The sequence below is a fragment of the Bradyrhizobium sp. WD16 genome (assembly GCF_024181725.1).
Lineage (GTDB): Bacteria > Pseudomonadota > Alphaproteobacteria > Rhizobiales > Xanthobacteraceae > Bradyrhizobium_A.
Map to the genome: position 1 here is coordinate 1,002,265 of NZ_CP028908.1, position 26,489 is coordinate 1,028,753.

At 65.8% G+C, this 26,489-nt stretch carries 22 protein-coding genes; 11 read left to right on the forward strand and 11 right to left on the reverse strand.

Going from position 1 to position 26,489, the window contains the following annotated elements; all coding sequences use genetic code 11:
* Positions 1-300: 300 nt before the first annotated feature.
* Positions 301-2,457 carry a murein L,D-transpeptidase gene (locus tag DB459_RS04685; RefSeq protein ID WP_253711769.1) on the forward strand — a complete coding sequence of 719 codons (2,157 nt, stop codon included), beginning with the start codon at positions 301-303 and terminating at the stop codon, positions 2,455-2,457.
* 395 nt (positions 2,458-2,852) lie between these two features.
* Entirely contained in the window at positions 2,853-4,499 is a 1,647-nt protein-coding gene (locus DB459_RS04690; RefSeq protein ID WP_253711770.1) for a DUF882 domain-containing protein, read from the forward strand.
* Positions 4,500-4,544: 45 nt separating this feature from the next.
* On the opposite strand, the gene DB459_RS04695 is transcribed toward DB459_RS04690, so the two are convergent.
* The gene (locus tag DB459_RS04695; protein WP_253711771.1) at positions 4,545-4,823 is read right to left on the reverse strand and encodes a DUF2312 domain-containing protein; all 279 of its coding nucleotides are present in this window, start codon (positions 4,821-4,823) and stop codon (positions 4,545-4,547) included.
* Between the two features lie 352 nt (positions 4,824-5,175).
* On the reverse strand, positions 5,176-5,478 hold the full coding sequence (locus tag DB459_RS04700; RefSeq protein ID WP_253711772.1) for a DUF1244 domain-containing protein: 303 nt from the start codon (positions 5,476-5,478) through the stop codon (positions 5,176-5,178).
* Between the two features lie 275 nt (positions 5,479-5,753).
* On the opposite strand from DB459_RS04700, the gene DB459_RS04705 reads away from it, so the two are divergent.
* On the forward strand, positions 5,754-6,272 hold the full coding sequence (locus DB459_RS04705; RefSeq protein WP_253711773.1) for a DUF1036 domain-containing protein: 519 nt from the start codon (positions 5,754-5,756) through the stop codon (positions 6,270-6,272).
* Positions 6,272-7,708, forward strand: a complete 1,437-nt coding sequence (pyk, locus tag DB459_RS04710) for a pyruvate kinase (RefSeq protein ID WP_253711774.1) — start codon at positions 6,272-6,274, stop codon at positions 7,706-7,708. The genes DB459_RS04705 and pyk overlap by 1 nt, the downstream gene beginning before the upstream one ends.
* Positions 7,709-7,891: 183 nt before the next feature.
* On the opposite strand, the gene DB459_RS04715 is transcribed toward pyk, so the two are convergent.
* Both DB459_RS04715 and ykgO read right to left on the reverse strand, forming a co-directional pair.
* Positions 7,892-8,539 (reverse strand): tetratricopeptide repeat protein, encoded by a 648-nt coding sequence (locus tag DB459_RS04715; RefSeq protein ID WP_253711775.1) that lies wholly within the window; start codon positions 8,537-8,539, stop codon positions 7,892-7,894.
* Between the two features lie 125 nt (positions 8,540-8,664).
* Positions 8,665-8,790 (reverse strand): type B 50S ribosomal protein L36, encoded by a 126-nt coding sequence (gene ykgO, locus DB459_RS04720; protein WP_253711776.1) that lies wholly within the window; start codon positions 8,788-8,790, stop codon positions 8,665-8,667.
* Between the two features lie 342 nt (positions 8,791-9,132).
* Between ykgO and DB459_RS04725 the strand changes: the two genes are divergently transcribed.
* From DB459_RS04725 to DB459_RS04745, 5 genes are all read left to right on the forward strand, one after another.
* Positions 9,133-10,002: an amidohydrolase family protein gene (locus DB459_RS04725; protein ID WP_253711777.1), complete on the forward strand. Its 870-nt coding sequence runs from the start codon at positions 9,133-9,135 to the stop codon at positions 10,000-10,002.
* A 122-nt stretch (positions 10,003-10,124) separates the two neighbouring features.
* Entirely contained in the window at positions 10,125-11,459 is a 1,335-nt protein-coding gene (locus DB459_RS04730; RefSeq protein ID WP_253711778.1) for a DUF3422 family protein, read from the forward strand.
* A gap of 97 nt (positions 11,460-11,556) precedes the next feature.
* Positions 11,557-12,015 carry a YbaK/EbsC family protein gene (locus DB459_RS04735; protein ID WP_253711779.1) on the forward strand — a complete coding sequence of 153 codons (459 nt, stop codon included), beginning with the start codon at positions 11,557-11,559 and terminating at the stop codon, positions 12,013-12,015.
* Between the two features lie 546 nt (positions 12,016-12,561).
* Positions 12,562-13,752 (forward strand): ABC transporter substrate-binding protein, encoded by a 1,191-nt coding sequence (locus DB459_RS04740; RefSeq protein ID WP_253711780.1) that lies wholly within the window; start codon positions 12,562-12,564, stop codon positions 13,750-13,752.
* A gap of 439 nt (positions 13,753-14,191) precedes the next feature.
* On the forward strand, positions 14,192-14,527 hold the full coding sequence (locus DB459_RS04745; protein ID WP_253711781.1) for a hypothetical protein: 336 nt from the start codon (positions 14,192-14,194) through the stop codon (positions 14,525-14,527).
* A gap of 42 nt (positions 14,528-14,569) precedes the next feature.
* Here DB459_RS04745 and DB459_RS04750 read toward each other — a convergent pair whose 3' ends face one another.
* From DB459_RS04750 to DB459_RS04760, 3 genes are all read right to left on the reverse strand, one after another.
* The gene (locus tag DB459_RS04750; protein WP_253711782.1) at positions 14,570-16,147 is read right to left on the reverse strand and encodes a gamma-glutamyltransferase family protein; all 1,578 of its coding nucleotides are present in this window, start codon (positions 16,145-16,147) and stop codon (positions 14,570-14,572) included.
* A 48-nt stretch (positions 16,148-16,195) separates the two neighbouring features.
* Entirely contained in the window at positions 16,196-17,059 is an 864-nt protein-coding gene (locus DB459_RS04755) for an aldo/keto reductase (protein WP_253711783.1), read from the reverse strand.
* Positions 17,060-17,169: 110 nt separating this feature from the next.
* Positions 17,170-17,430, reverse strand: coding sequence for a PilZ domain-containing protein (locus tag DB459_RS04760; RefSeq protein WP_253711784.1), 261 nt, complete (start codon positions 17,428-17,430; stop codon positions 17,170-17,172).
* Between the two features lie 176 nt (positions 17,431-17,606).
* Here DB459_RS04760 and DB459_RS04765 point away from each other — a divergent pair, with 176 nt between their 5' ends.
* On the forward strand, positions 17,607-18,038 hold the full coding sequence (locus DB459_RS04765) for a L,D-transpeptidase (RefSeq protein ID WP_253711785.1): 432 nt from the start codon (positions 17,607-17,609) through the stop codon (positions 18,036-18,038).
* 325 nt (positions 18,039-18,363) lie between these two features.
* On the opposite strand, the gene DB459_RS04770 is transcribed toward DB459_RS04765, so the two are convergent.
* The 4 genes from DB459_RS04770 to aspA all read right to left on the reverse strand — a co-directional run bounded on the left by DB459_RS04770 (position 18,364) and on the right by aspA (position 24,561).
* Positions 18,364-19,695: a sigma-54 dependent transcriptional regulator gene (locus DB459_RS04770; protein WP_253711786.1), complete on the reverse strand. Its 1,332-nt coding sequence runs from the start codon at positions 19,693-19,695 to the stop codon at positions 18,364-18,366.
* Positions 19,695-21,506 carry an ATP-binding protein gene (locus tag DB459_RS04775; protein ID WP_253711787.1) on the reverse strand — a complete coding sequence of 604 codons (1,812 nt, stop codon included), beginning with the start codon at positions 21,504-21,506 and terminating at the stop codon, positions 19,695-19,697. Before DB459_RS04775 ends, DB459_RS04770 begins: the two co-directional genes overlap by 1 nt.
* 239 nt (positions 21,507-21,745) lie before the next feature.
* Complete coding sequence (locus tag DB459_RS04780; protein WP_253711788.1) at positions 21,746-23,050, reverse strand: dicarboxylate/amino acid:cation symporter; 1,305 nt, start codon at positions 23,048-23,050, stop codon at positions 21,746-21,748.
* A gap of 92 nt (positions 23,051-23,142) precedes the next feature.
* Positions 23,143-24,561: an aspartate ammonia-lyase gene (gene aspA / locus DB459_RS04785; RefSeq protein WP_253711789.1), complete on the reverse strand. Its 1,419-nt coding sequence runs from the start codon at positions 24,559-24,561 to the stop codon at positions 23,143-23,145.
* A gap of 464 nt (positions 24,562-25,025) precedes the next feature.
* Here aspA and DB459_RS04790 point away from each other — a divergent pair, with 464 nt between their 5' ends.
* Entirely contained in the window at positions 25,026-26,108 is a 1,083-nt protein-coding gene (locus DB459_RS04790) for a type II asparaginase (RefSeq protein ID WP_253711790.1), read from the forward strand.
* The last annotated feature ends 381 nt before the right edge of the window (positions 26,109-26,489 follow it).

The window sequence follows — 26,489 nt, forward strand, 5'->3', positions numbered from 1 at the left end:
AGACCAAGGAAAAGCGCCGCGCCGCTGGCCCAAATCGTTGCCTGTGCAGGGGTTTGAAGTCAGTTTCGCGTGACTTTCCCCGCCGGCGCTGGCCGCCCGCGGGGGCCGCGTGTATCACTTCAAATATCATGTTGCGGCTTTCAGCGCGTGGAACTGCCATGCTTCTGCCGCGTAGCAATGGAATGCGGTCGATCGATCGACCGAGGAACTGAACTGATCTGGACGGATTCCAGTTGGCGGAAGCAACTGGTGGACGCAATCGAGCCGCCCCAATGGGAGGGCTCGCCAAGGGGTGCGAGAATGCTGAAGACTTCGATGGGCCGGACCGCCTACGACCGCATGCTCACAGCGGTAGCGGCCACATTCCTGGTGGTATCGTCCGGCGCGGCCCTCGCCCAATCCGCACCGAAGAGCGCCGCTGAACTGGCGATCGACGCCGCCGTTCCGGTGCCTGAGCCGGCCAATGTGCCGCCGCCGACCGCCGCAGACCTCAAGCCGGCAACTTCCGCCGATCCCAAGGCCGAGAGCAAGACTGACGCCGGGCCCGAAACCAAACCGGATACCGCCACGGCGACGCCAGCCCCCGCTCCAGCCGCGAGCACTGCGATCACGAGCACGCCCGCCACCGACAAACCGGCCGCGACGGCGATCGCCAAGGATGGTGTCAAAGATACTGTCAAAGATACTGTGAAGGACGGCGCCAGGGAGAGCGCCCAGAGCAACGCGCCGACGCCGGCCCCGGCGGCTTCGACGGTGGCCACGGCCGATCAACCGGTGGCCGAGAAGCTGCGCGACCTGCTCACTGCCAAATCGGTGCATTTCTTCGACCGCAAGGCCGATCGCGCCGCTGTCGAAGCTTTCTACAAGGGCCGCGACTACGCCCCGCTGCTGACCGACGGCGGCGTCGCCAATACCAGGGCCAAGGCGGCGATCACGCGGCTCAAGGAGGCCGGCCGCGACGGGCTCGACCCGGCCGATTATCCGACGCCGGACTTTTCGGCCGCCGCTGCGCCGGACGCCCAGGCCGAGGCCGAATTGCGCCTCATGGCGAGCGTGCTCGACTATGCCCGCCACGCCCAGAGCGGCCGCATGCATTGGTCGCGCGTCAGCGCCGACATCGCCTATCCCGAACATCCGGTCGATCCGACGGAGGTGCTCAACACCATCGCCACGACCAAGAACGTCGCCGCGGCGCTCAACGCCTACAATCCGCCCCACAAGGGTTATCTGGCGCTCAAGGCCAAACTCGCCGAATTGCGCGCCAAGACCGAACCGACAGCCCAGATCGCCGATGGTCCGGCGCTCAGATACGTCGCGGCGCGCAAGAAGCAGGCGGCCGAGGTCATGGAAGATCCGCGGGTGCCGCAGCTCCGCGTCCGGCTCGGCCTGGCCGAGGTCGCCGGTGACACGCGTTACGACGACAAGCTCGCCGCGGCGGTGCGCAAGTTCCAGGACAACAACGATCTCAAGCCCACCGGCGTGCTCGACGTCCAGACGGTACGGGCGCTCAATTCGCCGAAGAAGGACCGGCAGATCGATATCGTCCGCGTCAACATGGAGCGCTGGCGCTGGCTGCCGCGCGACCTCGGCGCACCGTCGCTGGGCGACGCCTATGTCATCCTCAACATCCCGGATTTCACCCTGAAGGTGATGCACAACGGCGCCCCGGTCTGGTCGACGCGGGTGGTCACCGGCAAGCCCGGCAAGCACGCTACCCCGCTGCTGACCGAGACGATGAAATACATCACGGTGAATCCGACCTGGAACGTGCCGCCGTCGATCATCTACAATGAGTATCTGCCGGCGCTGCAGCAGGATCCCGATGCCCTGTCGCGGATCGGACTGCGGCTCGAACGCAGCCGCGACGGCAGCATCCACGTCTGGCAGCCCCCGGGCGAAGGCAATGCGCTCGGCCGCATCCGCTTCAACTTCCCGAACAAGTTCCTCGTCTACCAGCACGACACGCCGGACAAGTACTTGTTCACCAAGGACGAGCGCGCCTTCAGCCACGGCTGCATGCGGGTGCAGTATCCGGATCAATACGCCGCGACGCTGCTCAGCATCGCCTTGCCGAACGAGCACTACACGCCGGAGAAAATCCGCTCGATGTACGGCCAGAGCGAAATCGATATCAAATTCCCGACGCCGATCCCGGTGAATATCACCTACCAGACCGCCTTCGTCGACGAGGCCGGCAAGCTGGAATTCCGCAAGGACATCTACGGCCGCGACGCCGCGATGCTGGCGATCCTGCGCGGCAGCGAGGGCAAGGATCTGGAGACACCGGTGGCGCACGCCCAGCCGAGCTACGCCCGGCCGAAGGGCGACATCCCGCAGGGCGTGGCGCTCAACGGCGACGGCGGCGCGCCCTTCAACTTCTTCGAGCGGCTGTTCGGCGGCGGCCCGAGCGCGCCTCCGGCGCCGATCCGACCACAGCGCCGGATCTTTACCCGCTGACCCGACGAAGACGAATTATAAAGCGTAATCAATGGCTTCGCCTCCAAGGGCGGAGCCTTTTTGTTGATCATAGGGCCCGCGCCAGGGGGCGTGGAGGCGCTTTTTTGCCATACTTAGCCAGCAGAGTCCGCCGGCGGTTGAACGGGACCCGTAAAACTCGGTTAACCGTCGCATGGTCTAACGCGAACTGGACTTCAATCCTGCGTTCACCCTGCCGCTGCATGGGGTAGCGGCGAGAGGACGCAGGGCGACGCCAGGACGACGCCGCTGAGCGAACAGGCTGGTGCAACTGGCGTCGTACGGACGGGGCTCGACTTCGAGGTCGACCTTTCACCATTGACCTGGAAGTCAAAATTGGAAGTCGCCTTGGGGATCTTCTTGGGGATCGTTCCGACGTGCTGAGCCGTTTCGCGCGCGCCAATCGTGTCGCGTCGTTCCCGCGGGCCTGCCTGCGGTTCGGCGTCGCGTCGTTGCTGCTGATCGGCGGTCTGTCGAGCGTTCATGACGCCTCTGCCACCGGCGACACCCGCACCCTCTCCTTCCATCACACCCATTCCGGCGAAGACATCACCGTCACCTTCAAGCGCAATGGCCGCTACGACGAGGCGGCGCTGAAGGAGCTCAACCATTATCTGCGCGATTGGCGGACCCAGGACCAGACGACGATGGATCGCCATCTGTTCGATGTCCTGTGGGAGGTCTATCGCGACGTCGACGCCAAGCAGCCGATCCAGATCATCTCGTCCTACCGCTCGCCGGCCACCAACGCGATGCTGCGGCGGCGCTCCTCCCACAGCGGCGTCGCCCGCTCCAGCCAGCACATGCTCGGCCATGCCATGGACTTCTACATTCCCGGCGTGCCGCTCGAGCAGATCCGTTTCGCCGGCCTGCGGCTGCAACGTGGCGGCGTCGGCTTCTATCCGACCTCCGGCTCGCCCTTCGTCCATCTCGATACCGGCAATGTCCGGCACTGGCCGCGCATGACGCGCGAGCAGCTGGTCCGCGTCTTCCCGAACGGCCGCACGGTTCACGTGCCCTCCGACGGCAATCCGCTGCCAGGCTATGAACTGGCGCTCGCCGACCTCCAGCGCCGCAAGGCCGACGACGGCTCGGGTTCCGGCAGGAACTTCCTCGCCTCGCTGTTCCGCGGCAAGGCGACGGCGCCCGACGACGACGAGGAAGGCGCGCCGAGCGCGGCCGACGGCAAGGCGGCTCCGTCGGCGCTGGTCGCCTCGATCAACGCCGGCAAGACCGCCGCCGCCAAGATCGATACTGCCAAGATCGATGCTGCCAAGACCGATACCGGAAAGATCGAGGCCGCCAACACCGAAGCCGTGCCGCTGCCGCGGGCCAAGCCGGCGAGCTACCGAGTGGCCTCCGCGACCTCGCAGCCGGTGGTCCTCGCGGCGGCGGCGGCCCCCGCGACGCCAGCTGCCGAGCCGATCAAGGCCGCTGCAGCGCCGAAGCCGCAGACGCCCGCCGACATCATCAATTCCCGCGGCTTCTGGGGTGACGAGCCGGCCAAGGCGAAACAGGCGAGCCCCGAACAGATCGCGGCACTCGCCGCCCGCAACGCCTTCGCCTCGATGGATCCGGCGGCCGACAAGGATCAAGTCTTGGCCTATGCGCCGGGGCGGGTGCTCGACCGCTCGCGCATCGTCACCGCCAGCGCGCCGATGCCGCGGCTGCACGCGCCGCTGCCGGCCCGGCATGCCGGCGCCGAGATCACCACCATCGTCACCAAGGGTCAGCAGGGCCGTTCGGCGACGATCACGACTGCGTCGCGGATCGCGCCCGCCAACATGAACACGGCATGGATGCGGGCGATGATCATGACGCCGAGCATTTCGACCGGAATGCTCGCGGTCTCGTTCGGCGATCAGGACATGACCACGATGCGGCACCTGTTCATCAAGCCGACGTCGACCGTCGCGACGACCTTTTCCGGCGAATCGCAGTCCGTCCTGAGCTGCGAGCGCTTCTCCGGCTCGGCCATGACGCCGGTGGCGATCACCGCCTTCACCCTCGCCTCATTGCGCTGACGCGCGCCCGCTGTCGCATTGGCGAGGCAGGCGGCGCGGCCGCCCTCACATCATCCCGAGCGCCTGCATATAGGTCTCGAGGATCGACTCCTGCTCCTGGCGCTCGTTGGCGTCCTGTTTGCGCAGACGAATGATGGCGCGCAGCGCCTTGACGTCGAAGCCATTGCCCTTGGCCTCGGCATAGACGTCGCGGATATCGTCCGCGATCGCCTTCTTCTCTTCCTCGAGCCGCTCGATGCGCTCAACGATGGATTTGAGCTGATCCTTGGCGAAGCGCGTCGCCGGCGCTTCGTCGTCGGTCTTGAGGGCGGCAGAGGTGGCCATCGCATTACTCCTGATCTACTTTGTCTTGCGGCAACGAGCGCCCGGCGGGATCGAAGATCCCGGTTCGCCCGCACCGTCATCTCTGATGACCTCGGCTTGAACTGCGCAGAACGCTCGACCCGCGGACGCCGCGCGGTGAAGGCGCCGGCATCGGGATCTCCCAGCCATCTTGCGGATGACAGTCGTGTCACGGAGGCCCGCCGTCAAGGCGTGCGGCGCCCCATCCACAGCGACCCACAGGCCGGGGTACGGAAAGCGCGCCGGAAGAGCGAATTTGGTTGCCTGTGGCGAAGCACAGCGGCCGCAGGCGCGAGCCGCCGACGGTCGCGGCAACAGGCGGACGAAACCGCCGTCAGTGGCCCGGATGGCTCTTCTTCAAGGCTTCGAGTTGATCCGTCGACGCCTCGCGCTGGTAGGTCGCCTTCCAGGTTTCATAGGGCATGCCGTAGACGGCTTCGCGACTCTCGTCCTTGGTCAGGGCAATACCGCGCTCGTCGGCGGCATCCTTGAGCCAGTTGGAGAGGCAATTGCGGCAGAAGCCGGCCAGATTCATCAGATCGATGTTCTGCACGTCGGTACGCTCGCGCAGATGCCCGACGAGGCGGCGGAAGGCGGCGGCCTCCAGCTCCGTTCTGGTCTTGTCGTCGATGGCCATGACGGCTCCCATTCTTTTCACGAGAAGATGACGCGCGCGCGTGGATCTGTCATCAATTCTGCCATATCGCGCTGCACACAGCCAGCGCCGCCGCGTCTGCGGCAGCGCCCCTCCGACCTGTCGGCCGTCCAACCGGCGTTGACAGCCCCGCCATGGTTACGCGAAATCAACAATCGATTGATACGCCTCGATAAATGATCCAGTCCACGGCTCATCCACAAGCTGCCCGATCGCACCGCCGCGCCAGAGGGCTTTCCCTCGGCCTGGCGACGGCGATGCTCGTCGTCGTCCTGTGCGGCTTCGCCAGGCCCGCGGCGGCCGATTTCCGTCTCTGCAACAACACCTCAAGCCGCGTCGGCGTTGCGCTCGGCTACAAGGATGCCGAAGGCTGGACCACTGAAGGCTGGTGGAACGTTCCGGCGCGAAATTGCGAGACGCTGCTGCGCGGCACCCTGGTGGCGCGCTATTATTATATCTATGCGGTCGATTATGACCGCGGCGGCGAATGGTCAGGCCAGGCCTTCATGTGCTCGCGCGACAAGGAATTCACCATCCGCGGCACCGAGGATTGCCTGGCGAGGGGCTTCGATCGCACCGGCTTCTTCGAAGTCGATACCGGCGAGCAGCGCGCCTGGACGGTGCAGCTCACCGAATCCGGCGAACAGCCGAAACCGCCCGGACTGCCGGGGCTGCCCAATCCGCCCGGCCCGCCCGGGGCCGGGGGCGCGCCGCCGATCGGTGTGGCTCCTCCCGGGATCGCGCCGCCACCGCCGGCGGTTCCGGGACCGAAGTGATGAGACGCCTGCGGCGCATCAAGATTCTCGCCACACTCGGCCCGGCGTCGTCGGATAGCGCGACGCTGCGCAAGTTGTTCGAGGCCGGCGCCGACGTCTTCCGCATCAATATGAGCCACACCTCCCACGACAAGATGCGGGAGCTGATCGCGACGATCCGTCATGTGGAGACGAGTTATGGCCGGCCGATCGGCATTCTCGTCGACCTGCAGGGACCGAAGCTGCGGCTCGGCCAGTTCAAGGAAGGCTCCGTGCAGCTCGGCAGCGGAGAGGCCTTCATCCTCGATTCCGATCCGACGCCGGGCGACAGGACGCGCGTGCATCTGCCGCATCCTGAAATCCTCACCGCGCTCCGGCCGGGCGACGCGCTGCTGCTCGACGACGGCAAGGTGCGCCTCATCGCCGAGGAGACCTCGCCGCAGCGCGCCGTCACCCGCGTGGTGATCGGCGGCAAGATGAGCGACCGCAAGGGCGTCAGCCTTCCCGACACCGACCTGCCGGTCTCGGCGATGACGCCGAAGGACCGCAGCGATCTCGAAGCGGCGGCCGAAGCCGGCGTCGACTGGATCGCACTATCCTTCGTCCAGCGCCCGGAAGACGTCACCGAGGCGAAGAAGCTGACCCGCGGCCGCGCCGCCCTGATGTCGAAGATCGAGAAGCCGCAGGCGATCGAGCGGCTGCCGGAGATCGTGGAGGTCTCCGATGCGCTGATGGTGGCGCGCGGCGATCTCGGCGTCGAACTGCCGGCGGAGCGCGTACCCGGACTGCAGAAGCAGATGACCCGCCTCGCCCGCCGCGCCGGCAAGCCGGTGGTGATCGCGACGCAGATGCTGGAATCCATGATCCAGTCGCCGGTACCGACCCGCGCCGAGGTCTCGGATGTCGCCAACGCCGTGTTCGAGGGGGCGGACGCGATCATGCTCTCGGCGGAATCGGCGGCCGGCAAATATCCGGTCGAGGCCGTCGCCACCATGAACCGGATCGGCGAGGAAGTGGAGCGCGATCCGACCTATCGCACCGTGATCGACGCCCAGCGTCCGGCGCCGGAAACGACGGTCGGCGATGCCATCGCCGATGCCGCGCGGCAGATCGCCGAGACGCTCGACCTGTCGTCGCTGATCTGCTGGACCTCTTCCGGCTCGACCGCGCTGCGGCTCGCCCGGGAGCGGCCGAAACCGCCGGTGGTTGCGATCACGCCGAACCAGACCACGGGCCGCAAACTGTCCCTCGTCTGGGGCGTGCATTGCGTGATCGCCGAAGACGCCCACGATCAGGACGACATGATCGAGCGGGCCGGGCGCATCGCCTGGCGCGACGGCTTTGCCAGGATCGGCGAGCGCGTCATCATCGTCGCCGGCGTCCCGCTCCGGATTCCCGGCACCACCAACATGCTGCGCGTCGCCACCATCGACGACCAGAGCACCGACGCGGTGTAAGGGTACAGGCCTCACCCGGCCAGCTTCGCATCCAGCGCGATCTGCGTGCTCAGCAGCTTGGCGACCGGGCCCCCGCCTTGGCCTTGGCGGCGCCGGGGATCCGGCGAAAGGAACGATCAGTTCAGGAAAGCCTTCACACCAAAGGGTGAGGTGCGTCCGGTACGCGGCGCTCCATCGGCCGCCTCAGATATCCCGGCCCTCGACCTTCTCGGTCAGACTCTTCACGAGATCGGGAATCTTCTCCAGACGCGGATCGACGTCGAGCGCCCTGCGATAGGCTTCGAGCGCGCGTTTGTCGTCGCCATATTCCTGCATGATCATGCCGAGACCGGTCAGCGCGCCAAAGTGCCTGGGCTCGCGCGCCAGCACCTGGCGGATATCCTCCAGGGAGCGGGCGTAGTCGTTCTTGAGGAAATGTACCGTGGCCCGGCGATTCCAGCCCTCGACATAGTCGGGCCGCAACGTCACCACGGCATCCAGCAGTTCGAGCGCAAGATCGAGGTTGTGAACCTCCATCGCGAGCTTGGCCCTTGCCATCAGCAGCGCCGCGGTGTCGCTCTGCGTCGCCGACCAGATCGCCCAGATCCGGGCCTCGACGTGCCGGGCACTGGCATCGTCGGGAGCGGCCTTGAGCGCGCCGAACAGGAAATCGAGATTGCGCGTCTTGTCGCCGCTGACCCGCGGCAGATCCTTCGGCGGCGCCGGCAGCTTTTTCGGCTCATCGTGCGGATTGGGCACGGGCTGGGCCAGTGCCGCCGGCGCGGACCAAGCCGCGGCCAGCGCGGTCGCGACGAGGAGAGCGGGAAGACGGAGGAGCAATCGCTTTGCCATGAGCAAAGTCTAGACGCGCAGCATCGCTCCGCAAGAGCTCAGGCTCGAGACAGCGATCGGCTCACATGGCTGTGAGGGGATGCGGAGCTGCGAAAGGGCGCGGACGAAACCCGCGACGCCGGAACTCAGCCCTGGCGCGCCTTGAAGCGGCGCTGGACCTTGTTGATGACGTAGACCCGGCCCTTGCGGCGGACAATGCGGTTGGCGCGATGGCGGCCCCGCAGCGATTTCAGCGAATTACGGACCTTCATGGGACAAACCTGCTCGTTGAAAGGCCGCGTTCAAGGCCGAAAAACAAGATAAAAACGGGGGCATCCCGCCGGCAGCCGCGCTGCGCGAGACGGGCGGGTTCTAAGCCAACCGACCCGCCGATGTCAATGCACCGCCGGCCTCTGGCGGGCGGTATTTCCACCGCGGAGCCGCCTTTCGTCCCGGGCACGGGCCCGCGCCACCTCCTTAATCCATTGGCATGGCATCAAAAACCCGTTTCCCGGCGCCCTGTGGGACAAGGGGGGCTTGTTTGCGCGCCACGGCCCGGTTAGGCGTCGCTTGGCGGGCCACGCCCCGCCGAGTTTTTCCCGAGGACGGCCGCCATGCTCAATCCGGACGATGTGATCGCCATCGACATCCATACCCATGCCGAGGAGCCCTGCGGCGCCCATGGCGACGATGGCTACGACGATTTCCAGGCGGCGATGTCCGAATACTTCAAGTCGCCGCACAAGCACCCGCCGACCGTGCCGGAGACCGCCGCCTATTATCGCGCCAAGAAGATCGCCGCGGTGATCTTCCCGGTGGACGCCGAGCGGGAGACGGGCTTCCGCCGCTACAACAACTACGAAATGGCCGAGCTCGCGGCGCAAAACTCCGACGTGCTCATCCCGTTTGCCAGCATCGATCCGGCCAAGGGCAAGGTCGGCGCCCGCGAGGCGCGCAAGCTGATCGCCGATTACGGCATCAAGGGATTCAAGTTTCACCCCACCATGCAGGGCTTCTATCCCAACGACCGAATGGCCTATCCGCTCTACGAGGCCATCGCCGACGCCGGCAGCATCGCGCTGTTTCACACCGGCCAGACCGGCGTCGGCTCGGGCATGCGCGGCGGCAACGGCATGCGGCTGAAATACTCCAACCCGATGTATATCGACGACGTCGCGGTGGACTTCCCCGACATGAAGATCATCCTCGCTCACCCGTCGTTTCCCTGGCAGGAAGAGGCGCTGTCGGTCGCGACCCACAAGCCGAATGTCTATATCGACCTCTCCGGCTGGTCGCCGAAATATTTCCCGCCGATCCTGGTGCGCTACATCAACAGCATTCTGCAGGACAAGATGCTGTTCGGCTCCGACTGGCCGGTGATCACGCCGGATCGCTGGATGGCCGACTTCGCCAAGCTCGACATCCGCGACGAGATCCGGCCCAAGGTGCTCAAGGGCAATGCGCGCAAGCTGCTCAACCTCTGAAGGCCCCCGCCTCGGCCGACGGCGTCCGAGCGCGAGTTGCAATGCGGGCCGGTTCCGCTAACTTCGAAACGGGCGCCGCCGACGGATTGGTCGCGCCGCCGCAACGCGAAGGCCGGTAGGAAATGCAGGGCGATTCGAAATCCGGAGCACCGCGGCCCGAGCCGGCCGAACTGAGCCGGCCCTTCCTGCTCGCCCCCCATGCCGAGCGCGGCGCCGTGCTGCGCGAACTGCACGCGCGGCCGTTCGAGGCGGTGCCTTCGCCCTGCCGCGCCATCCGCTTCGCCTTTCTCACCGACGCCACCCAGATGGCCGCCGACGCCGAGGCCTTGGTGCGCTTCTGCGCCGCCAGCGGCCTCGGCAAGCTGCCGCCCTCCGCCAAGCACCAGCGCATCGTCTTCCCGGATGCCACCCTGCGCTGGGAGCAGCACAGCGAATTCACCACCTATACCTGGATGCTGGAAGGCGCCGCCCAGGACATCGGCCACTCGCCGCCGGCCATCGTCGCCTCGACCATGGCCCGGATCGGCCAGCCGGGCCCGCACCTCGTCTCCATCGATCTTCAGCTCGACGCCGGCACCGATGACGACATTGCCGCCGGCTTCGACAGTTTTTCGCTCGCGGCTTCGAAAGTGGTGAACGGCCACGCCACGATCGCCACCGACTTCCAGGCCGACGCCGCCGGCTTCGTTCGCATCCTGGTGCACGATCACGGCCTGACCGCGATCGAGCGCGGCGCCCTGGTGCTGCGCCTGCTCGAGATCGAGACCTATCGCTGCTTCGCCCTGCTCGGCCTGCCGCTGTCGCGGCGGCTGACGCCGATCGTCAAGGAGGCGGAAGACCGCCTCTCGGGCATCATGAATGTGATGACGGCGAACGCGATGTCGGCCGGCGGCGGGCTCGAGACCAACCGCCAATTGCTCGACGAGATCACGTCGCTGGCGGCGCGGATCGAGGCCGAGGCGGCGATCGCCGGCTATCGTTTCGCCGCCAGCAATGCCTATGACGGCATCGTCCAGCAGCGGCTCGTCGTCGTCGGCGAGCAGGCGGTCAACGGCTGGCCGACGCTGGCCGAGTTTCTCGCCCGGCGACTGAACCCGGCGATCCGCACCTGCCAGACGCTGAACGCGCGCATGGCCGACCTCAACAGCCGCCTCACCCGCGCCGCCAACCTGCTGCGCACCCGCATCGACGTCGAGATCGAACAGCAGAATCGCGACCTGCTCGCCGCCATGAGCGAACGGGCGCGGATGCAGCTCCGCCTGCAGCAGACCGTCGAAGGCCTGTCGGTCGCGGCGATCAGCTACTACGTCGTCAGCCTGCTGCATTACGCGTTCGAGACCCTGTCGCATTACGTGCCGCTCCAGGTGCCGCTCGCCACCGGCATCAGCATTCCCTTCGTGGTCGCCTTCCTCGCCGCCCTGCGCTGGCGGCTGCATCGCAGCCACCAGAAGGGCTGATCACCGCACGCAAAGCCCGCTTGTCGCAGCCGGCGGTTTTCGCCATGTTCGCCGCGCCGGTTGCGGCCCCTCCCCTTCCCAGTCCTTCAGGATCGCCATGAGCCTCGACAGCGTTCGCGCCTTCTTCGCCGCGAAAGCCCCCGACATCACCGTGATGGAATCGGACCGCAGTTCCGCCACCGTGGCGCTCGCCGCCGAAGCCTTCGGTGTCACGCCGGAGCGCATCGCCAAGACGCTGTCGCTGCGGGTCGGCGACAAGGTGCTGCTGGTGGTCACCTGCGGCACCGCGCGGCTCGACAACAAGAAGGCCCGCGCCGCGTTCGGCGGCAAGGTGCGGATGCTGAACGCCGAGGAAGTGGTGGCCGCCACCGGCCATCCGGTCGGCGGCGTCTGCCCCTTCGGCCTTGCCAATCCGCTGCCGGTCTATTGCGATGTATCGCTGAAGACCTTCGACGAAGTGGTGCCGGCTGCCGGCTCGACCAACAGCGCGGTGCGCATCACCCCGGCACGGATGGCGCAGCTCACGGGCGCCGAATGGGTCGATGTCTGCGCGTAGTGTCCCGTTTCCAACGTTCGTATCCCATTGCAGCAGGCGCTCATACGAACGTTGGAAACAAGGGGACACTAGCATCATTATGATTCTAGTGTGGTTTTGGATCTGACGCTCGTTCGAAGAACTCGCTGCAATACTGAAACGAGCGTCAGATCCACCACACTTGCCGAAGCCGCGGCGGGGTGAACCGGAAGCCCCTCCGGTGACGAGGCCGGCAGAGCCGGCCGTCGCGAACCATCAGGACGAGAGCCCGCTCCCTGCTCCTCACACGAAGCGGTTCGAAGCATCGAGACTGGCGATCGGCGCGGACTGCTTCACCGGATGACTCAATCAACCAATTGAGCCATTGGATTTCAACCGTCCGACCATGGCGGATTGCTTTGAAGCCGGCAACAGCACCGAATTCGCCTTTGGTCGCCTTGACCACGATCGGGCGGGCCTGCACCATCACGCCGGAACTGGTGCAATGGGTTCATTGCCGCGCCGTCTCGCGCGATGGCGCGAACGAACCGATGACACCGGGACATGACAAATGCTGGGAGGCAACGCATGAAATTGAAAATGGCATCGGCCGTCGCGCTGTGCAGCCTGTTGCTGGGCGGCGCGGCATCGGCCCAGGGGGTCAAGATCGGCATCCTCAACGACCAGTCTGGCGTCTATGCCGACTACGGCGGCAAGTGGTCGGTGGAAGCTGCCAGGATGGCGATCGAGGATTTCGGCGGCGACGTGCTCGGCAAGAAGATCGAACTCGTCACCGCCGACCATCAGAACAAGCCGGATCTCGCGGTCAGCATCGCCCGCAAGTGGTTCGACGTCGATGGCGTCGATATGATCACCGAGCTCACCACCTCGTCGGTGGCGCTGGCGATCCAGGATCTCGCCAAGCAGGAAAAGAAGATCGACATCGTGGTCGGCGCCGCGACCTCGCGCATCACCGGCGACGCCTGCACGCCCTATGGCTTTCACTGGGCCTATGACACCCACGCCCTGGCGGTCGGCACCGGTGGCGCGCTCGTCGAGGCCGGCGGCGATACCTGGTTCTTCCTGACCGCCGACTACGCCTTCGGCTACGCGCTCGAAGAGGACACCAGCGCCCTCGTCAAGGCGAAGGGCGGCAAGGTACTGGGCTCGGTGCGCCACCCGCTGAACTCCTCCGACTTTTCCTCGTTCCTGCTGCAGGCCCAGAGCTCGAAGGCCAAGGTGATCGGTCTCGCCAATGCCGGCCTCGACACCACCAACTCGATCAAGCAGGCGGCCGAATTCGGCATCGTCGCCGGCGGCCAGAAGCTCGCCGGCCTGTTGCTGACGCTCGCCGAAGTGCACGGCCTCGGCCTGCAGGCGGCCCAGGGCCTGGTGCTGACCGAGGCCTTCTACTGGGATCATGACGACGCCTCGCGCGCCTTCTCCGAGCGCTTCTTCAAGCGCACCGGACGGATGCCGAACATGATCCAGGCCGGCACCTATTCGGCGACGCTGTCCTACCTCAAGGCGGTCAAGGCCGCCGGCACCAAGGACAGCGAGGCCGTCGCCAAAAAGCTCAAGGAGCTGCCGGTCGACGATGCCTTCGCCAAGGGCAAGGTGCTCGCCAACGGCCGCATGGTACACGACCTCTATCTGTTCGAGGTCAAGAAGCCGTCGGAATCCAAGAAGCCGTGGGACTACTACAAGCAGCTCGCGGTGGTGCCTGGCGACAAGGCCTTCCCGACCGCCGCCGAAAGCGGCTGCCCGCTGACGAAATAACCGCGCTCATAAAAAAGAAACGACGACAGTCTGGAGCGACGGAGCAATCCGTCGCTCTTTTTTGTTGGCGATGCGCGTGCGCGGAAGGTCGATGGTGCGCACAACGTCAGTCGCCCTGCATCAATTCAAACACAGGGAGGACAGGATCCTCAACTTTCGTCGGGATGACGGCTGAAGCTGAGACCGCGCTTGGCGCCAGCTGCTTCATGCCAGCGGTGTCTCGCGATCATCCGCGCCATCGGCAGCAAGCGGGGCAGTCGAATACCTAAAACGCGTCAAGCAGTATTGATGCCGAGTTCCCCTGCATCCGCGGAATGAAACGACTGCCGGCTTTGTGCATTGGGCGTGGAGGCACCAGCAGAGGTTCCATGCGGACCGGCCCGATCACGCCGGGCCGACTGGCACGATTGATGCTTCGCATCGTGCAGGAGGTGACGTGATGAAGCCGATCATTGTCTTGTCCCTCACGCTCGGGCTGATACTGACGCCCGGGATATCGCCGATGGCCCGCGCCCACGATGCCGAGGGCAGACCGAACTGGATTGCGGAGGGCGCCTATCGCGGCAAGGACGGGGTCCACTGCTGCGGACCCAACGACTGCGAGATGCTCAGTTCCAGCGAGGTACAGGTCCGGCCCGACGGCATCTGGCTCGCGCGCTTCAAGGAGCTGGTGCCATTCGAACAGGCAACGCCAAGCGAGGACGGCAAGATCTGGCGTTGCCACAACATAAGCGGCGATCGCCGCTGTTTCTTCATGGGCTACGGCACGATGTGAAGGCGGCGTACGCCGCGCGACCTTCCGGTCGCGCGGCCGTGCTCAGAACCCGAGAGCCATGCCATCCTTGCGATGGTCGCTGGCGCCGAACAGCACGCCGCGTGCGTGGTCGATGAAGATCGCCTGGCAGCCGCCGAGCGGTGCATCCGCCCAGGATACCGGATGGCCGCGGCGCGCCAGCTCGTCGGCAAGGTCGCTCGAATAGGTCGGCTCGAGCGACAGCACCCCGTCATAGGCGAAGGAGCGCGGCGCGTCGGACGCCGACTGGATGTCCATGCCCCGGTCGAGGACGTTGGAGAGGAAGGCCGCGTGGCCCGCCGCCTGATAGTGGCCGCCCATGACGCCGAACGGCATCACGGTGCGGCCCTCCTTCATGACGAGGCCGGGAATGATCGTATGCATCGGCCGCTTGCCGGCCACCAGCGCATTGGGATGGCTTGGGTCGAGGTTCAATCCCAGGCCGCGATTGTGCAACAGGACGCCCGACTTCGCGGCATAGATGCCGCTGCCGAAAGCGTTGAACAGCGAATTGATGAACGAGACCGCGTTGAGGTCGCGATCGACCACCGTGAGACAGACCGTGTCGCGATGTTCCACCGCGTCCCAGAGCTGGCTGGTCGACGCCTCGGTGAGCGAGATGGCGCCGCGCACCTGGGCGATGACATCCTCGGAGAGGAAGCGCGCCGCATCGAGCGGGCTGAAGGTCGGATCGCAGACGAACAGGTCGCGGGCGCGATAGGCCGCCTTGGTGGCCTCGGCGAGCAGATGCACGCGATCGACTTCGGGCAACGCCCCGACGTCGTAGCCCGACAGGATGCGCAGCATGATCAGCGCGGCGAGTCCCTGGCCGTTGGGCGGGCATTCATAGACCTCATGGCCGCGATAGCCGGCCTTGATCGGCGCGACTTCCTCGCCGCGATGGGCGGCGAAATCGGCCGCCGTATGAACGCCGCCGAGCCGCTGCAGTTCGGTCGCCAGCTCCTCGGCCACCTCGCCTTCATAGAAGGCGGCGCGGCCCTCGCGGGCGATCCGCCGCAGCGTGCGTCCGAGCGCCGGCTGAGCGCGCTTGTCACCGATCTCGGCGACCCGGCCGTCGGGCAGGAATTGCGCGCTGGCGGCCGCGTTGCTCTCGAGCCGGGCGCGAAAACGTCGCCAGTCATAGGCGACACGCGGGGTCACGACGAAGCCCTGCTCCGCCGCCTCGATCGCCGGCCTGAAGATACGTTCGAGCGGCAGCGAACCGTAGCGGTCATGGAGCAGGCACCAGGCGTCAATCGCCCCCGGAATGGTCACGGCCTGCGGCGCGGTGGGTTCGATCCGGCTCAGCCCCGCCGCCTTGAACTTGGCGAGATCGGTGGCGGCGGGGGTGCGGCCGGAGCCGTTGATCGCCACCGGCACGCCGGCCCGCGGCGCATAAAGCGCGAAACAGTCGCCGCCGATACCGGTCATCTGCGGCTCGATGACGCCCTGGATCGCCACGGCGGCCAGCGCGGCGTCGACGGCATTGCCGCCCTCGCGCAGCACCTCGATCGCCGCCAGCGTCGCCTGCGGATGGGAGGTGGCGGCCATGCCGCGTTCGCCGATGGCGAGCGAGCGACCGGGAATGATGAAATCGCGCATCAGGGTCTTTCTTTCGGTTGATTGCAGCGGCGGAGCATTGAGCCGCGATCAGATGATGGGGAGATGGCGCGGCTCGGGGCCGCGGGGAAAGGCCTGGTCGATGGCCGCGATCTCGGTCTCGTCGAGCGCAAGACCGAGCGCGGCGGCGTTGTCGGCGGCATGCGCGGCCGAGGCCGCCTTCGGGATCGCCAGCACGCCCGGCCGCCGCGTCAGGAAGGCCAGCGCCACCTGGCGCGGCGTCGCGCCGTGGCGTTCGGCGATGGCGGCGATGGCGCGACCGCCCGCCGACCGCGGCGAGGGAAAGGCATCGTGACCGAACGGCGAATAGGCGACCACGGCGACGCCGTGGCGCTCGCACCAGGGAATCACCGCGTGCTCGATGGCGCGCTCCTGCAGATGGTAGAGCACCTGGTTGCAGGCGATGTGGCCGTCGTCGGCGACAGCCGCGAGCTCGTCGAGGTCGTCGGCGTCGAAATTGCTCACGCCCCAGCTGCGGATCTTGCCGGCGCGGACGAGGTCTTCAAGCCCCGCCACGGTCTCGGCGAGCGGCACATCGCCGCGCCAGTGCAGCAGATAACACTCCAGGCGATCAGTCTTGAGCCGCCGCAGCGAGCGCTCGCAGGCGGCGATAGTGCCGGCGCGCGAGGCGTTGCCGGGCAGGACCTTCGAGACGAGGAAGCAGTCGTCACGCCGGCCCGCGATCGCCTCGGCGACGACGACCTCGGCATCGCCATACAATTCCGCGGTGTCGATGTGGGTCAGTCCGAGGTCGAGCCCCCGGCGCAGCGCCGCCACGGCCGCGGCGCGATCGCCGTCGTCGATATACCAGGTGCCCTGGCCGATTACCGAGGCGGAAAGGCCGGTCCGTCCGAAGGGACGCGTGGCCGGGCGATGCGGGGGAGACTTCGTCATGCTGCACTGGTTAGCGCAAAATAATGCCGCCCGATATCGCCTCGCCGGCGGGGGACCGGGCCGCGATCCACGCTTTTTGCATGCCGGAACCCTGCCTGAATCGAGCCGGTTCAGATCGGAAGGGAAGCCTCCTCGAACGCGACGCCGATGCGGGTGGGTTTGCGCCAGACCGTGCGACACCGCCGGCGGGAGCCGTCGGTGTCGAACACCAGCGTGAAGCGATCGGGCACGCCGACCGGACTCTCGACCTCGAGCATGGCCCCGCTCTCGGACACGTTGCGGACCACGCAGGAAATCGCCCCGCCGCCGAAGGCGATCTTGCCCGACTTGATGACGCGGCGTCGCACTGCGCCGCGGTTGTCGTCCGTCATGGCCCTTGCCTCTTTGCCACCGCGCCCCGGATGATCGCTCCGCCGGTCCGGAACCGGACATTGCGACCTATCCCGCGAGGCTAAATACCACTGGTTTCAAAATCACCAATTCGCAAGCAATTTCGACGACAATCGCCGCGAATCCCGGCCGACCGGCCAAGGAAAGGCGCCGTCGCATGGAATATTTCAAATGGCGCTTTGCGGCCGCAGCTGGCCTGCTCGCGCTCGCATGGGCCGGCAATGCGCGGGCCGAGGTCGTGGTGCACGTTCACCTGGCGCGGCAGACCATGGAGGTGGAGGTCGACGGCCTCAACACCGCGAACTGGCCGGTATCGACCGCCCGCCGCGGCTATCGAACGCCTTACGGCCGCTACCGGCCCTATCAGCTCCAGCGCATGCACTACTCCAAGCTCTACGACTGGTCGCCGATGCCCTATTCGATCTTCTTCCGGCGCGGCTATGCCATTCACGGAACCTATGAGGTCCGCCGCCTCGGCCGGCCGGTGTCGCACGGCTGCATCCGCCTCAGCCCTGACAACGCCCGAACCCTGTACGAATGGGTGGGGTCCCACGGCCTCGCCGACACCATCATCGAGATCGGCGATTAGCCGCGAGGGATTCGTTGAGGTGGAGACTTCAAGTCAGGACAATGCAGGCCGACTGAGAACGGGCAGGCAGTTAAGGGGCGCCTGGATTATATCCGTCAAGGGATCGGAAGCTCCTGGATAGTCAAAGGCCCTTGTTGTGCGCACCTTCGCATGAGCGCTCGCTCGCCGCCCACGACGCGAGATGGATGCGCAAATCCAAGCCGCTTGATGCCCGTGGCGACAACGACTGGACGACCTGAAGCCGCATTCCAGGATTGCGCGCCGTTTACGGCCAGCCACGTGGTCGGGTCCGACGATAGGCACAGCGCCGGCGATGAAACCTGCCTCACTTCACGGCCAAACCATATTTGCGAATCTTATCGAAGACCGTGGTCTTGGCCATTTTCAGGTCCTCCGCCGTGCGCGCGAGACTCATGTTGTTGCGCCTGAGCGCTTCAGCGATGAGTGAGCGCTCGAAGGCCTCCATCGTCTCAGCCAAGGGTCGTCCTGCCGAGCCGTCGAGTGCATCGACCGGCAGTCCGCCTTCGACTCCCAGGACCCAGCGATCGGCGGCGTTCCTGAGTTCCCGCACGTTCCCCGACCACTGCTGGGACATGAGCGCCGTCAGCCGCTCGCTGTCGAGCTTCGGCACCGGCTTGCCGTAGCGCACGGCAGCCAAAGCGGCGAAATGCTCAAACAGGAGGCCGATGTCGTCGCGGCGCTCCCGCAAGGGCGGCAACGGCAAGGTCGCGACGTTGAGGCGGTAGTAGAGATCGGAACGGAAGCGGCCTTCGTCAGCCAGTTCTTTCAAGTCCACCTTGGTCGCCGCGATGATGCGGCAGTCGACAGCGATCACCTGGTTGGAGCCGAGCCGTTCGATCGTGCGTTCCTGCAACACGCGCAACAGCTTGATCTGCATCGGCAGCGACATGGACTCGACCTCGTCCAGGAATAACGTGCCGCCGTTGGCATGCTCGATCTTGCCGATCCGGCGCTTGGCGGCGCCGGTGAACGCTCCCGCTTCGTGGCCGAAGATCTCGCTGTCGACCAGGCTTTCCGGCAGGCCGCCGCAGTTGATGGCGACGAAATTGCCCGTTCGACGCGGGCTCGCCTCGTGCAGGAAGCGCGCCACCAGTTCCTTGCCGGTACCGGTCTCGCCGAGAATCAGGACATCGGCCGTAGTAGCCCCGAGATCGGCGATGCGGCGGCGGACCAACTGCATGGCGGCGGAATTGCCGATGAGTTTCGAGGCAACGCCCTGGCTGTCGCTGAGCTTCTCGCGCAAGCTCCGCACTTCCAGCACGAGGCGGCGCTTTTCCAAAGCCCGCCGCGTCACCTCGACCAGATGGGCAGATGAGAACGGCTTCTCGATGAAGTCCTGCGCCCCCTCCTTCATCGCCTGGACGGCGAGCGAAATGTCGCCGTGGCCGGTCATGAGTACGACGGGGAGGTCGGGATCGAGCGCGCGGATGCGCGCCATCAGCGCCATCCCGTCCATGCCGGGCAGCCTTATGTCGGTGATGACCACCGCCGGGCCGATCGCCGCGACGGCGCGCCAGCCGGCTTCGGCACGGTCGACCGCTTCGGCCGCGATGCCTTCCAGTTGCAAGGCCTGCTGGCAGCCGCGCCGGACCGCAGGGTCATCCTCGACGATCAGTACCGTTAACACCTCCGGCATCAGGCCTCCTTCTCGTCTGCTGCGGCCAAATCGAGGACGAAGGCTGCTCCGGCCTCGTGGCACTCTGCGGCGGTGAGCGAACCACCGAAATCCCGGGCGATGCCGGCCGAAATGGCAAGCCCAAGCCCGAGCCCGCCGCCCGTTTCCTTGGTCGTGAAGAACGGTTCGAACAGGTGCACCCGCGCATCCTCCGAGAGGCCATGACCGTTGTCGGCAACCGTAATCTGCACGCGATCGCCGTCACGGCGAACGGAGAAGCTGAGGCGCGGTTCTGCGACGCCGGCGAGCGCATCGAGAGCATTGGCCGTGAGATTGACCAGGATCTGCTCCAGCCGATTGGCGTCGGCCAACACGGCGACGTCGGCGGGCTCAACCGAGATCTCGGGCTTGATGCCGCCGCGGGCGAAGTGCCGGCTGAGGATCAGAAGCGCGTTTTCGATGACGCGACCGATACGCACCGGGCGCGGATTGCCGGAGGATTTCCGGGCGAACGACTTCAATTGGCTGGTTAGCGTCCCCATGTGCGCGACCAGCTCGCCGATCAGCGTCAGGTTGCCGGCCGCCTCCTCCATCATGCCGCGATCGAGGAATTTCACCGTATTGTCGGACAGCGTCTGCAGTGCGGCGAGCGGCTGGTTGAGTTCGTGCGCCAGTCCGGCCGAAATCTGGCCGATCACCGCCAACTTGCCGGCATGAATGAGTTCGTCCTGCGCAGCCTTCAAGGTCCTCGTGCGCTCCTCGACCTTCAACTCGAGCTCGTCGTGAGCGCGCTGCAACGCCTCGCGCGCCTTGAGCCGCTCGCGGACGCGGGAGCGGCGCTGGTTGAGCGCCACGGTGAGGATGGCGAGAAAGCCGCCGCCGATCGCGGCGAGCGCGGCTTGCGTCCAGGCCTTGGCCGCGACATCGCCGTACGGCGACAGCACTGTCAGCGTCCAGCCGTTGCCGCTCAAGGGCTCGGTCTGCGTGACGAAGCGGCCGGAGACGGGGAACACCGGCGCGGCCTCCTCGCGCGGCCGGTCGAGTTCGACGAGTTCGGCATGGCCGCGGCGCAGCACCTGTTCGGTGTGGAGCCCCAACGGCGGCAGCGGCCGGGCATTGTAGTGGAGCGACCGCACCAGCTCGCTGCGCACTGCATCGTCGAGCTGGCGGACAGCGGTGAATTTCCACGATGGCACGGAGGCCAGAATGACGATGCCGTTCTCGTCGGTGACGAATACCGGCGCCTCGACCGTGGTCCAGGATTGTTCGAGCTGTTCCAGGCTGACCTTGACCACCGCGACGCCCTGGCGCTTGCCGTCGATCAGGATCGGCGAAGAGAGGTAGTAGCCGGGTTCGCCCCTGGTGGTGCCGATGCCGAAGAACCGCCCATTGCGGCCGGCGATGGCGTCGCCAAAATAGGACCGGTAGGTGAGGTCTTCGCCGAGAAAGCTGTCCGGCCGGTTCCAGTTGGAGGTGGCGACAACATGGCCGGAGGCGTCGAGCACATAGATCGTCAGGGTGCCGGCGCGCTGGTTCAACTGTTCGAGATAATGGTTGACGGCAGCGACGCGCTCCGGGCCGCCGTTCAAGAAGAGGTCGACCACGTCGCGTTCGAGCCCCAGCGTCGCCGGGAAGAAGGCGTATTTGTCGATCTCGCGTTCGAGGCTCGCCTCGTAGAGGTCGAGTCGCTGCCGGCCGCGTTCGATGAGGGCATCGATGCCGTGATCCTCGCTGTAGCGGAAGGCCGCGAAGCCGAGCACCAGCGCCAGCGCCAACACGGCAGCGGCCGGCGTCAGCCAACCGAAATGGCGCGGCAGGGGGCGAAGCAGCATCGGTGCGGAGTTCTCCGGTGAAACAGGCGTTGAGGCGCCAATCCCAGAATAAAGCACACTTTCGTCTTCTCTGCCTCGCCCTGGCCAGAATGCCAAGCCGCGAGGTTCTCTCGCGCATTCATCCTGGCTGAGGGGGCCGCAGGACGGCGTGACGCTGGCCGCGGACCCCGATCGTGTCTTGCCGTCGAAAGGGGACGGAAGGGTCGGATGGAGCCGTCCTCTCCATCCGGAGGGCTACATCAGGCCACTTGGGGGAGCACGGCCTCGGTCTCGACCTCGTCGTCCACCTCGGGCGCGCCGATGGCGTCTTCCCACTTGGCGATGACGGCGGTAGCGATCGAATTGCCGAGCACATTGGTGGCGGTACGCCCCATGTCGAGGAAGACGTCGATGCCCATGATGAGGAGCAGTCCGGCTTCCGGCAGGTTGAACATCGGCATGACGGCGGCGATGACGACGAGACTGGAGCGCGGCACGCCAGCGATGCCCTTCGACGACACCATCAAGACGAGGAGCATGGTGATCTGTTGCCAGAAATCGAGCGGGATGCCGTAGGCCTGCGCCACAAACAGCGAGGCGAACGTGGTGTAGAGCATCGAGCCGTCGAGGTTGAACGAGTAGCCGAGCGGCAAGACGAAGCCGATGACGCGCTCGGAGATGCCGAAACCCTTCAACTGCTCCATGACGCGCGGGTAGGCCGCCTCGCTCGACGCGGTGGAGAAGCCGAGGATCATCGGGTCGCGAATGGCCGTGATGAGTGGGAAGATCCGGCTGCGAAGCACCAGGAAGCCGAGGAAGGTCAGCGCCGCCCACAACACCAGGAGGGCGATGTAGAAGCTGCCCATCACCTTGCCGTAGACGGTCAAGACTCCGATGCCCTGGGTGGTGACGACATTGGCGATGGCCGCGAAGACGCCTAGGGGGGCGAAGGTCATCACGTAGCCCGTGACCTTCAGCATCACCGGCACGCCGTCCTCGATCCCCTGGGCGAGCACCCGCGCTGTGGTATTGCGCAACTGGCCGAGCGCCAAGCCGAAGAATACCGAGAACACCACGATCTGGATGATCTCGTTGGTTGCCAGCGCCTCGAAAATGTTGCGCGGGAAGACGTGCGTCAGGAAGTCCTTGAGGTTCAGGGAGGACGTCTTCAGATCGACCGCCGCATTGACCGCCGGCAGGGGAATGCCGACGTTGGCGCCGGGCTGCAGCACGTTGGCGATGACGAGGCCGATGACGAGCGACATCAGCGACGCCATGACGAACCAGGCGAGGGCGCGGACACCGATCCGACGGACCGTCCTGGCATCGCCCATGCCGGCAAGCCCGGCGACCAGCGTGCAGAAGATCAGCGGCGCGATGATCATCTTGATCAGGCGCAGGAAGATGTCGGTCAGCATGGCGAAGTAGCTGGCGATTTCCTTCGCCTCGGCCGGTGTCGCCGCATATCTGTTGCAGACATAACCGACGCCGATGCCAAGAATCAGGGAGAGAAGGATCCAGGTCGTTTGCCGACTTTTGGTCGGGCGGGCAGGAAGAGCGTGCATGTCAATGGGTTCCTTGGGCTGATGCGTTTCTTGTCGAACCGGGTGAAATGCCGCCATCCGAGCACTCCGCGGCCGGACGGCGGCCGGAACTCTCAGCTGACGGCCTTCAGCGTGCGCGGCTGGGTCAGCACTTCTGGACGCAGCACGTCGGCGAGTTGTTCGGCGGTCATCAGGCCACGTTCCAGCACCAGTGAGGCGACGCCTTTCCCGGAGCGATAGGCCTCGACCGCCACATCGGTCGCATGCTGATAGCCGATGTAGGGGTTGAGCGCGGTCGCAACCCCGATGGACTCGCGCACGATCGCCTCGAGCCGAGCGCGGTTGGCGGTGATCCCGTCGACGCAAGCGTCGGCGAGGATGATGCAGCCCTGGCGCAGGTGGGTGATGCTCTTGAACAGCGAGTGGGCGATGATCGGCTCGAAGGCGTTCAGCTGTAGCTGCCCGGCCTCGGCCGCCATCGTCACGGTCAAGTCGTTGCCGATCACCTCGAAGGCGATCTGGTTGACGACCTCCGGGATGACTGGATTGACCTTGCCGGGCATGATCGAGGAGCCTGCCTGGCGGGCCGGCAGGTTGATCTCGCCAAAGCCTGCGCGCGGGCCGGAGGAGAGAAGACGCAAGTCGTTGCAGACCTTCGACAGCTTCACCGCCACCCGCTTCAGCACGCCGGACAGCTGGACGAATGAGCCGCAGTCCTGTGTCGCCTCGATGAGGTTCGGCGCCGTGACGACCGGAACGCCGCTGATCTCGCTGAGGTACCGGCAGACGAGCCCGGCATAGTCCGGGTGTGCGTTGATGCCGGTGCCGATGGCGGTAGCCCCGAGGTTGATTTCGCGGATCAACAGCGCGGCCTCCTTCAGCCGGTCCTCATCCTCCTCCAGCATGACGGCATAGGTGGAGAACTCCTGGCCAAGCGTCATCGGCACCGCGTCCTGCAGCTGGGTGCGGCCCATCTTCAGGATGTCGCGAAATTCGTCCGCCTTGCGCTGGCAGGCGGCGCGCAGGTACGCCATGGCGTCGACCAGCCGGAAAATGCCGGCGTAGGTCGCCACCTTCAACGCCGTCGGATAGACGTCGTTGGTGGATTGGCTCATGTTGACATGTTCGTTCGGGTGTAGCCGGGCATAGTCACCGCGTTTGGCGCCCAGGAGTTCCAGCGCCCGGTTGGCGATCACCTCGTTGGCATTCATGTTGGTCGATGTGCCGGCGCCGCCCTGGATGACGTCGACGACGAACTGGTCGTTGAATTTGCCGGCCTTCACCTCGCGGCAGGCAGCAATGATCGCTCCGGCCAGATCCTGCGGCAGCAGGCCGAGTTCCTCGTTCGCCCGCGCCGCCGCCAGCTTGATGTCGGCGAGCGCGCGGATGAGATCGGGATAGTGCGAGATCGCCGTTCCGGTGACCGGGAAGTTCTCAACCGCCCTAAGCGTGTGCACGCCGTAATAGGCGTGTGCTGGGACATCTTTGTCGCCAAGAAGGTCGTGCTCGACGCGAGGATTTTCCAAAGTCATGTGTCTCTCCCTGGTGCGACCCGGTCTCGGGCGGGCGTCGGAGAGTTCATCGCAAGCGGCGTGCCAATCGCGAGCCGTGCGGGCGCGAGCTAGCACGTTGAAAAGATTGAAAGGATTGTGGTGCGACTGGGAGAAGCCTCCGGATTTCCGAATGATCGGGAACGGGGGCGCGCAGATTGCCGCTCAGACGAGGCTCGCGCCGATGCGTCGAAGGCCTCGCGACTTCAGGTAACTTTCTGCAAACAAATGCAATCTTTTGGCGACCGAGGCGACATTCGGATTGCCGAACGGCCCGCTCTCAATAATTCGGTCGAGCGAATGCGCCGGATCCGCAAGATCCCGGAAAACCGGGCGAAGTGATCGCGACTGGGTTGGACAGGTGGGTCATTTCATGGCCAATGCTTCTACCCGCAGCGGCTGCCATTTCCGGCACGCAAGAAGCTCCAACAGGACGAAACACGCCCATGAGCGCTCTTCATACCAAACTTGCCTTGATTGCTGCCTTGACGCTTTCCCTTGCCGCCGTCACGCCGGCGCCGGCGCAGGATCCGGGACATCTGCCCAACGTCGTGATTCTGGCAACCGGGGGCACCATCGCCGGTAGCGGCGCAAGCAGCACCACAACTATCGGCTACACCGCCGCCACGGTCGGCGTGGATGCCCTTATTGACGCCGTTCCGGAGATCAAGAAGGTCGCCAACGTCAAGGGCGAGCAGATCTTCCAGATCGCCAGCGAGAGCATGACCAACGACCACTGGCTGAAGCTCGCCAAGCGCGTCAATGCGTTGCTCGCCCTGCCGGACGTTGACGGCATCGTCATCACCCACGGCACCGATACGCTTGAGGAAACCGCCTATTTCCTCGACCTGACGGTGAAGAGCAACAAGCCCGTTGTTCTGGTCGGCGCCATGCGCCCGTCGACCGCCATTTCCGCTGACGGCCCGATCAACATCTACAACGCCGTCCTGCTCGCGGGTTCCAAGGAGGCCGTAGGCAGGGGCGTCATGATCGCCATGAACGATGCCATCAACGCCGCCCGCGACGTCACCAAGACCAACACTTCGCTCACCGATACGTTCCGCACGCCCGAACTCGGCGTCTTGGGCTACATGCAGGACAATGCGCCACACTTCTACCGCCAGTCGCTGCGCAAGCACACGACCGAGTCCGAGTTCGACGTCTCCAATCTCGACAAGCTGCCGGACGTCGACATCGTCTACGGCTACGCCAACATCAATCCGATCGCGCTCGACGCCTTCGTGGCGCATGGCGACAAAGGCATCGTCTATGCTGGCGTCGGCGACGGCAGCCTCGGTGCCGGCATCAAGCCGAATCTGATCGACGCCCGCAAGAAGGGCGTCATCGTGGTGCGCTCGTCGCGCGTCGGCAACGGCATCGTCGCGCGCAACGGCGAGGCGAACGACGACGAGCTCGATTTCGTCGTCTCCGATACGCTCAATCCGCAGAAGGCGCGCATTCTCCTGATGTTGGCGCTGACCAACACGACGAACACCAAGGCGATCCAGAAGATGTTCTACACCTACTGAGCCGGACTGCGGCTTCTCCGACCAGTCGGCGCGAACGGCCGGGCAGCGCCGGCCGCCTCGCTCCCGATGACCTCTCTTCCCCGCCAATTCGGAGAATTCCGCCTGTCCACATTTTTGCGGAGCCGGATTGAACAACGGGAAATCCGGCCAAGAGTGGCGCTGCCGATGAGGCTGCCCACTCCAATTCAGCAACGTGCCGCCCCCCTGAGCTACTGCCGAAGCGACGCAAATTCAGCCGGGAGTTCAAGAGCGAGGCGGTCAAGCTGGCCAGGAAGCGCCGGGGATCGGTCGCGCAAGCATCAAGACCGGCGATCAGGCTGGGGAATTCCAGAAGATGGCGATTTGAGATCTGCCCCGAACGGCCAGGCGGCCGGTGAACGC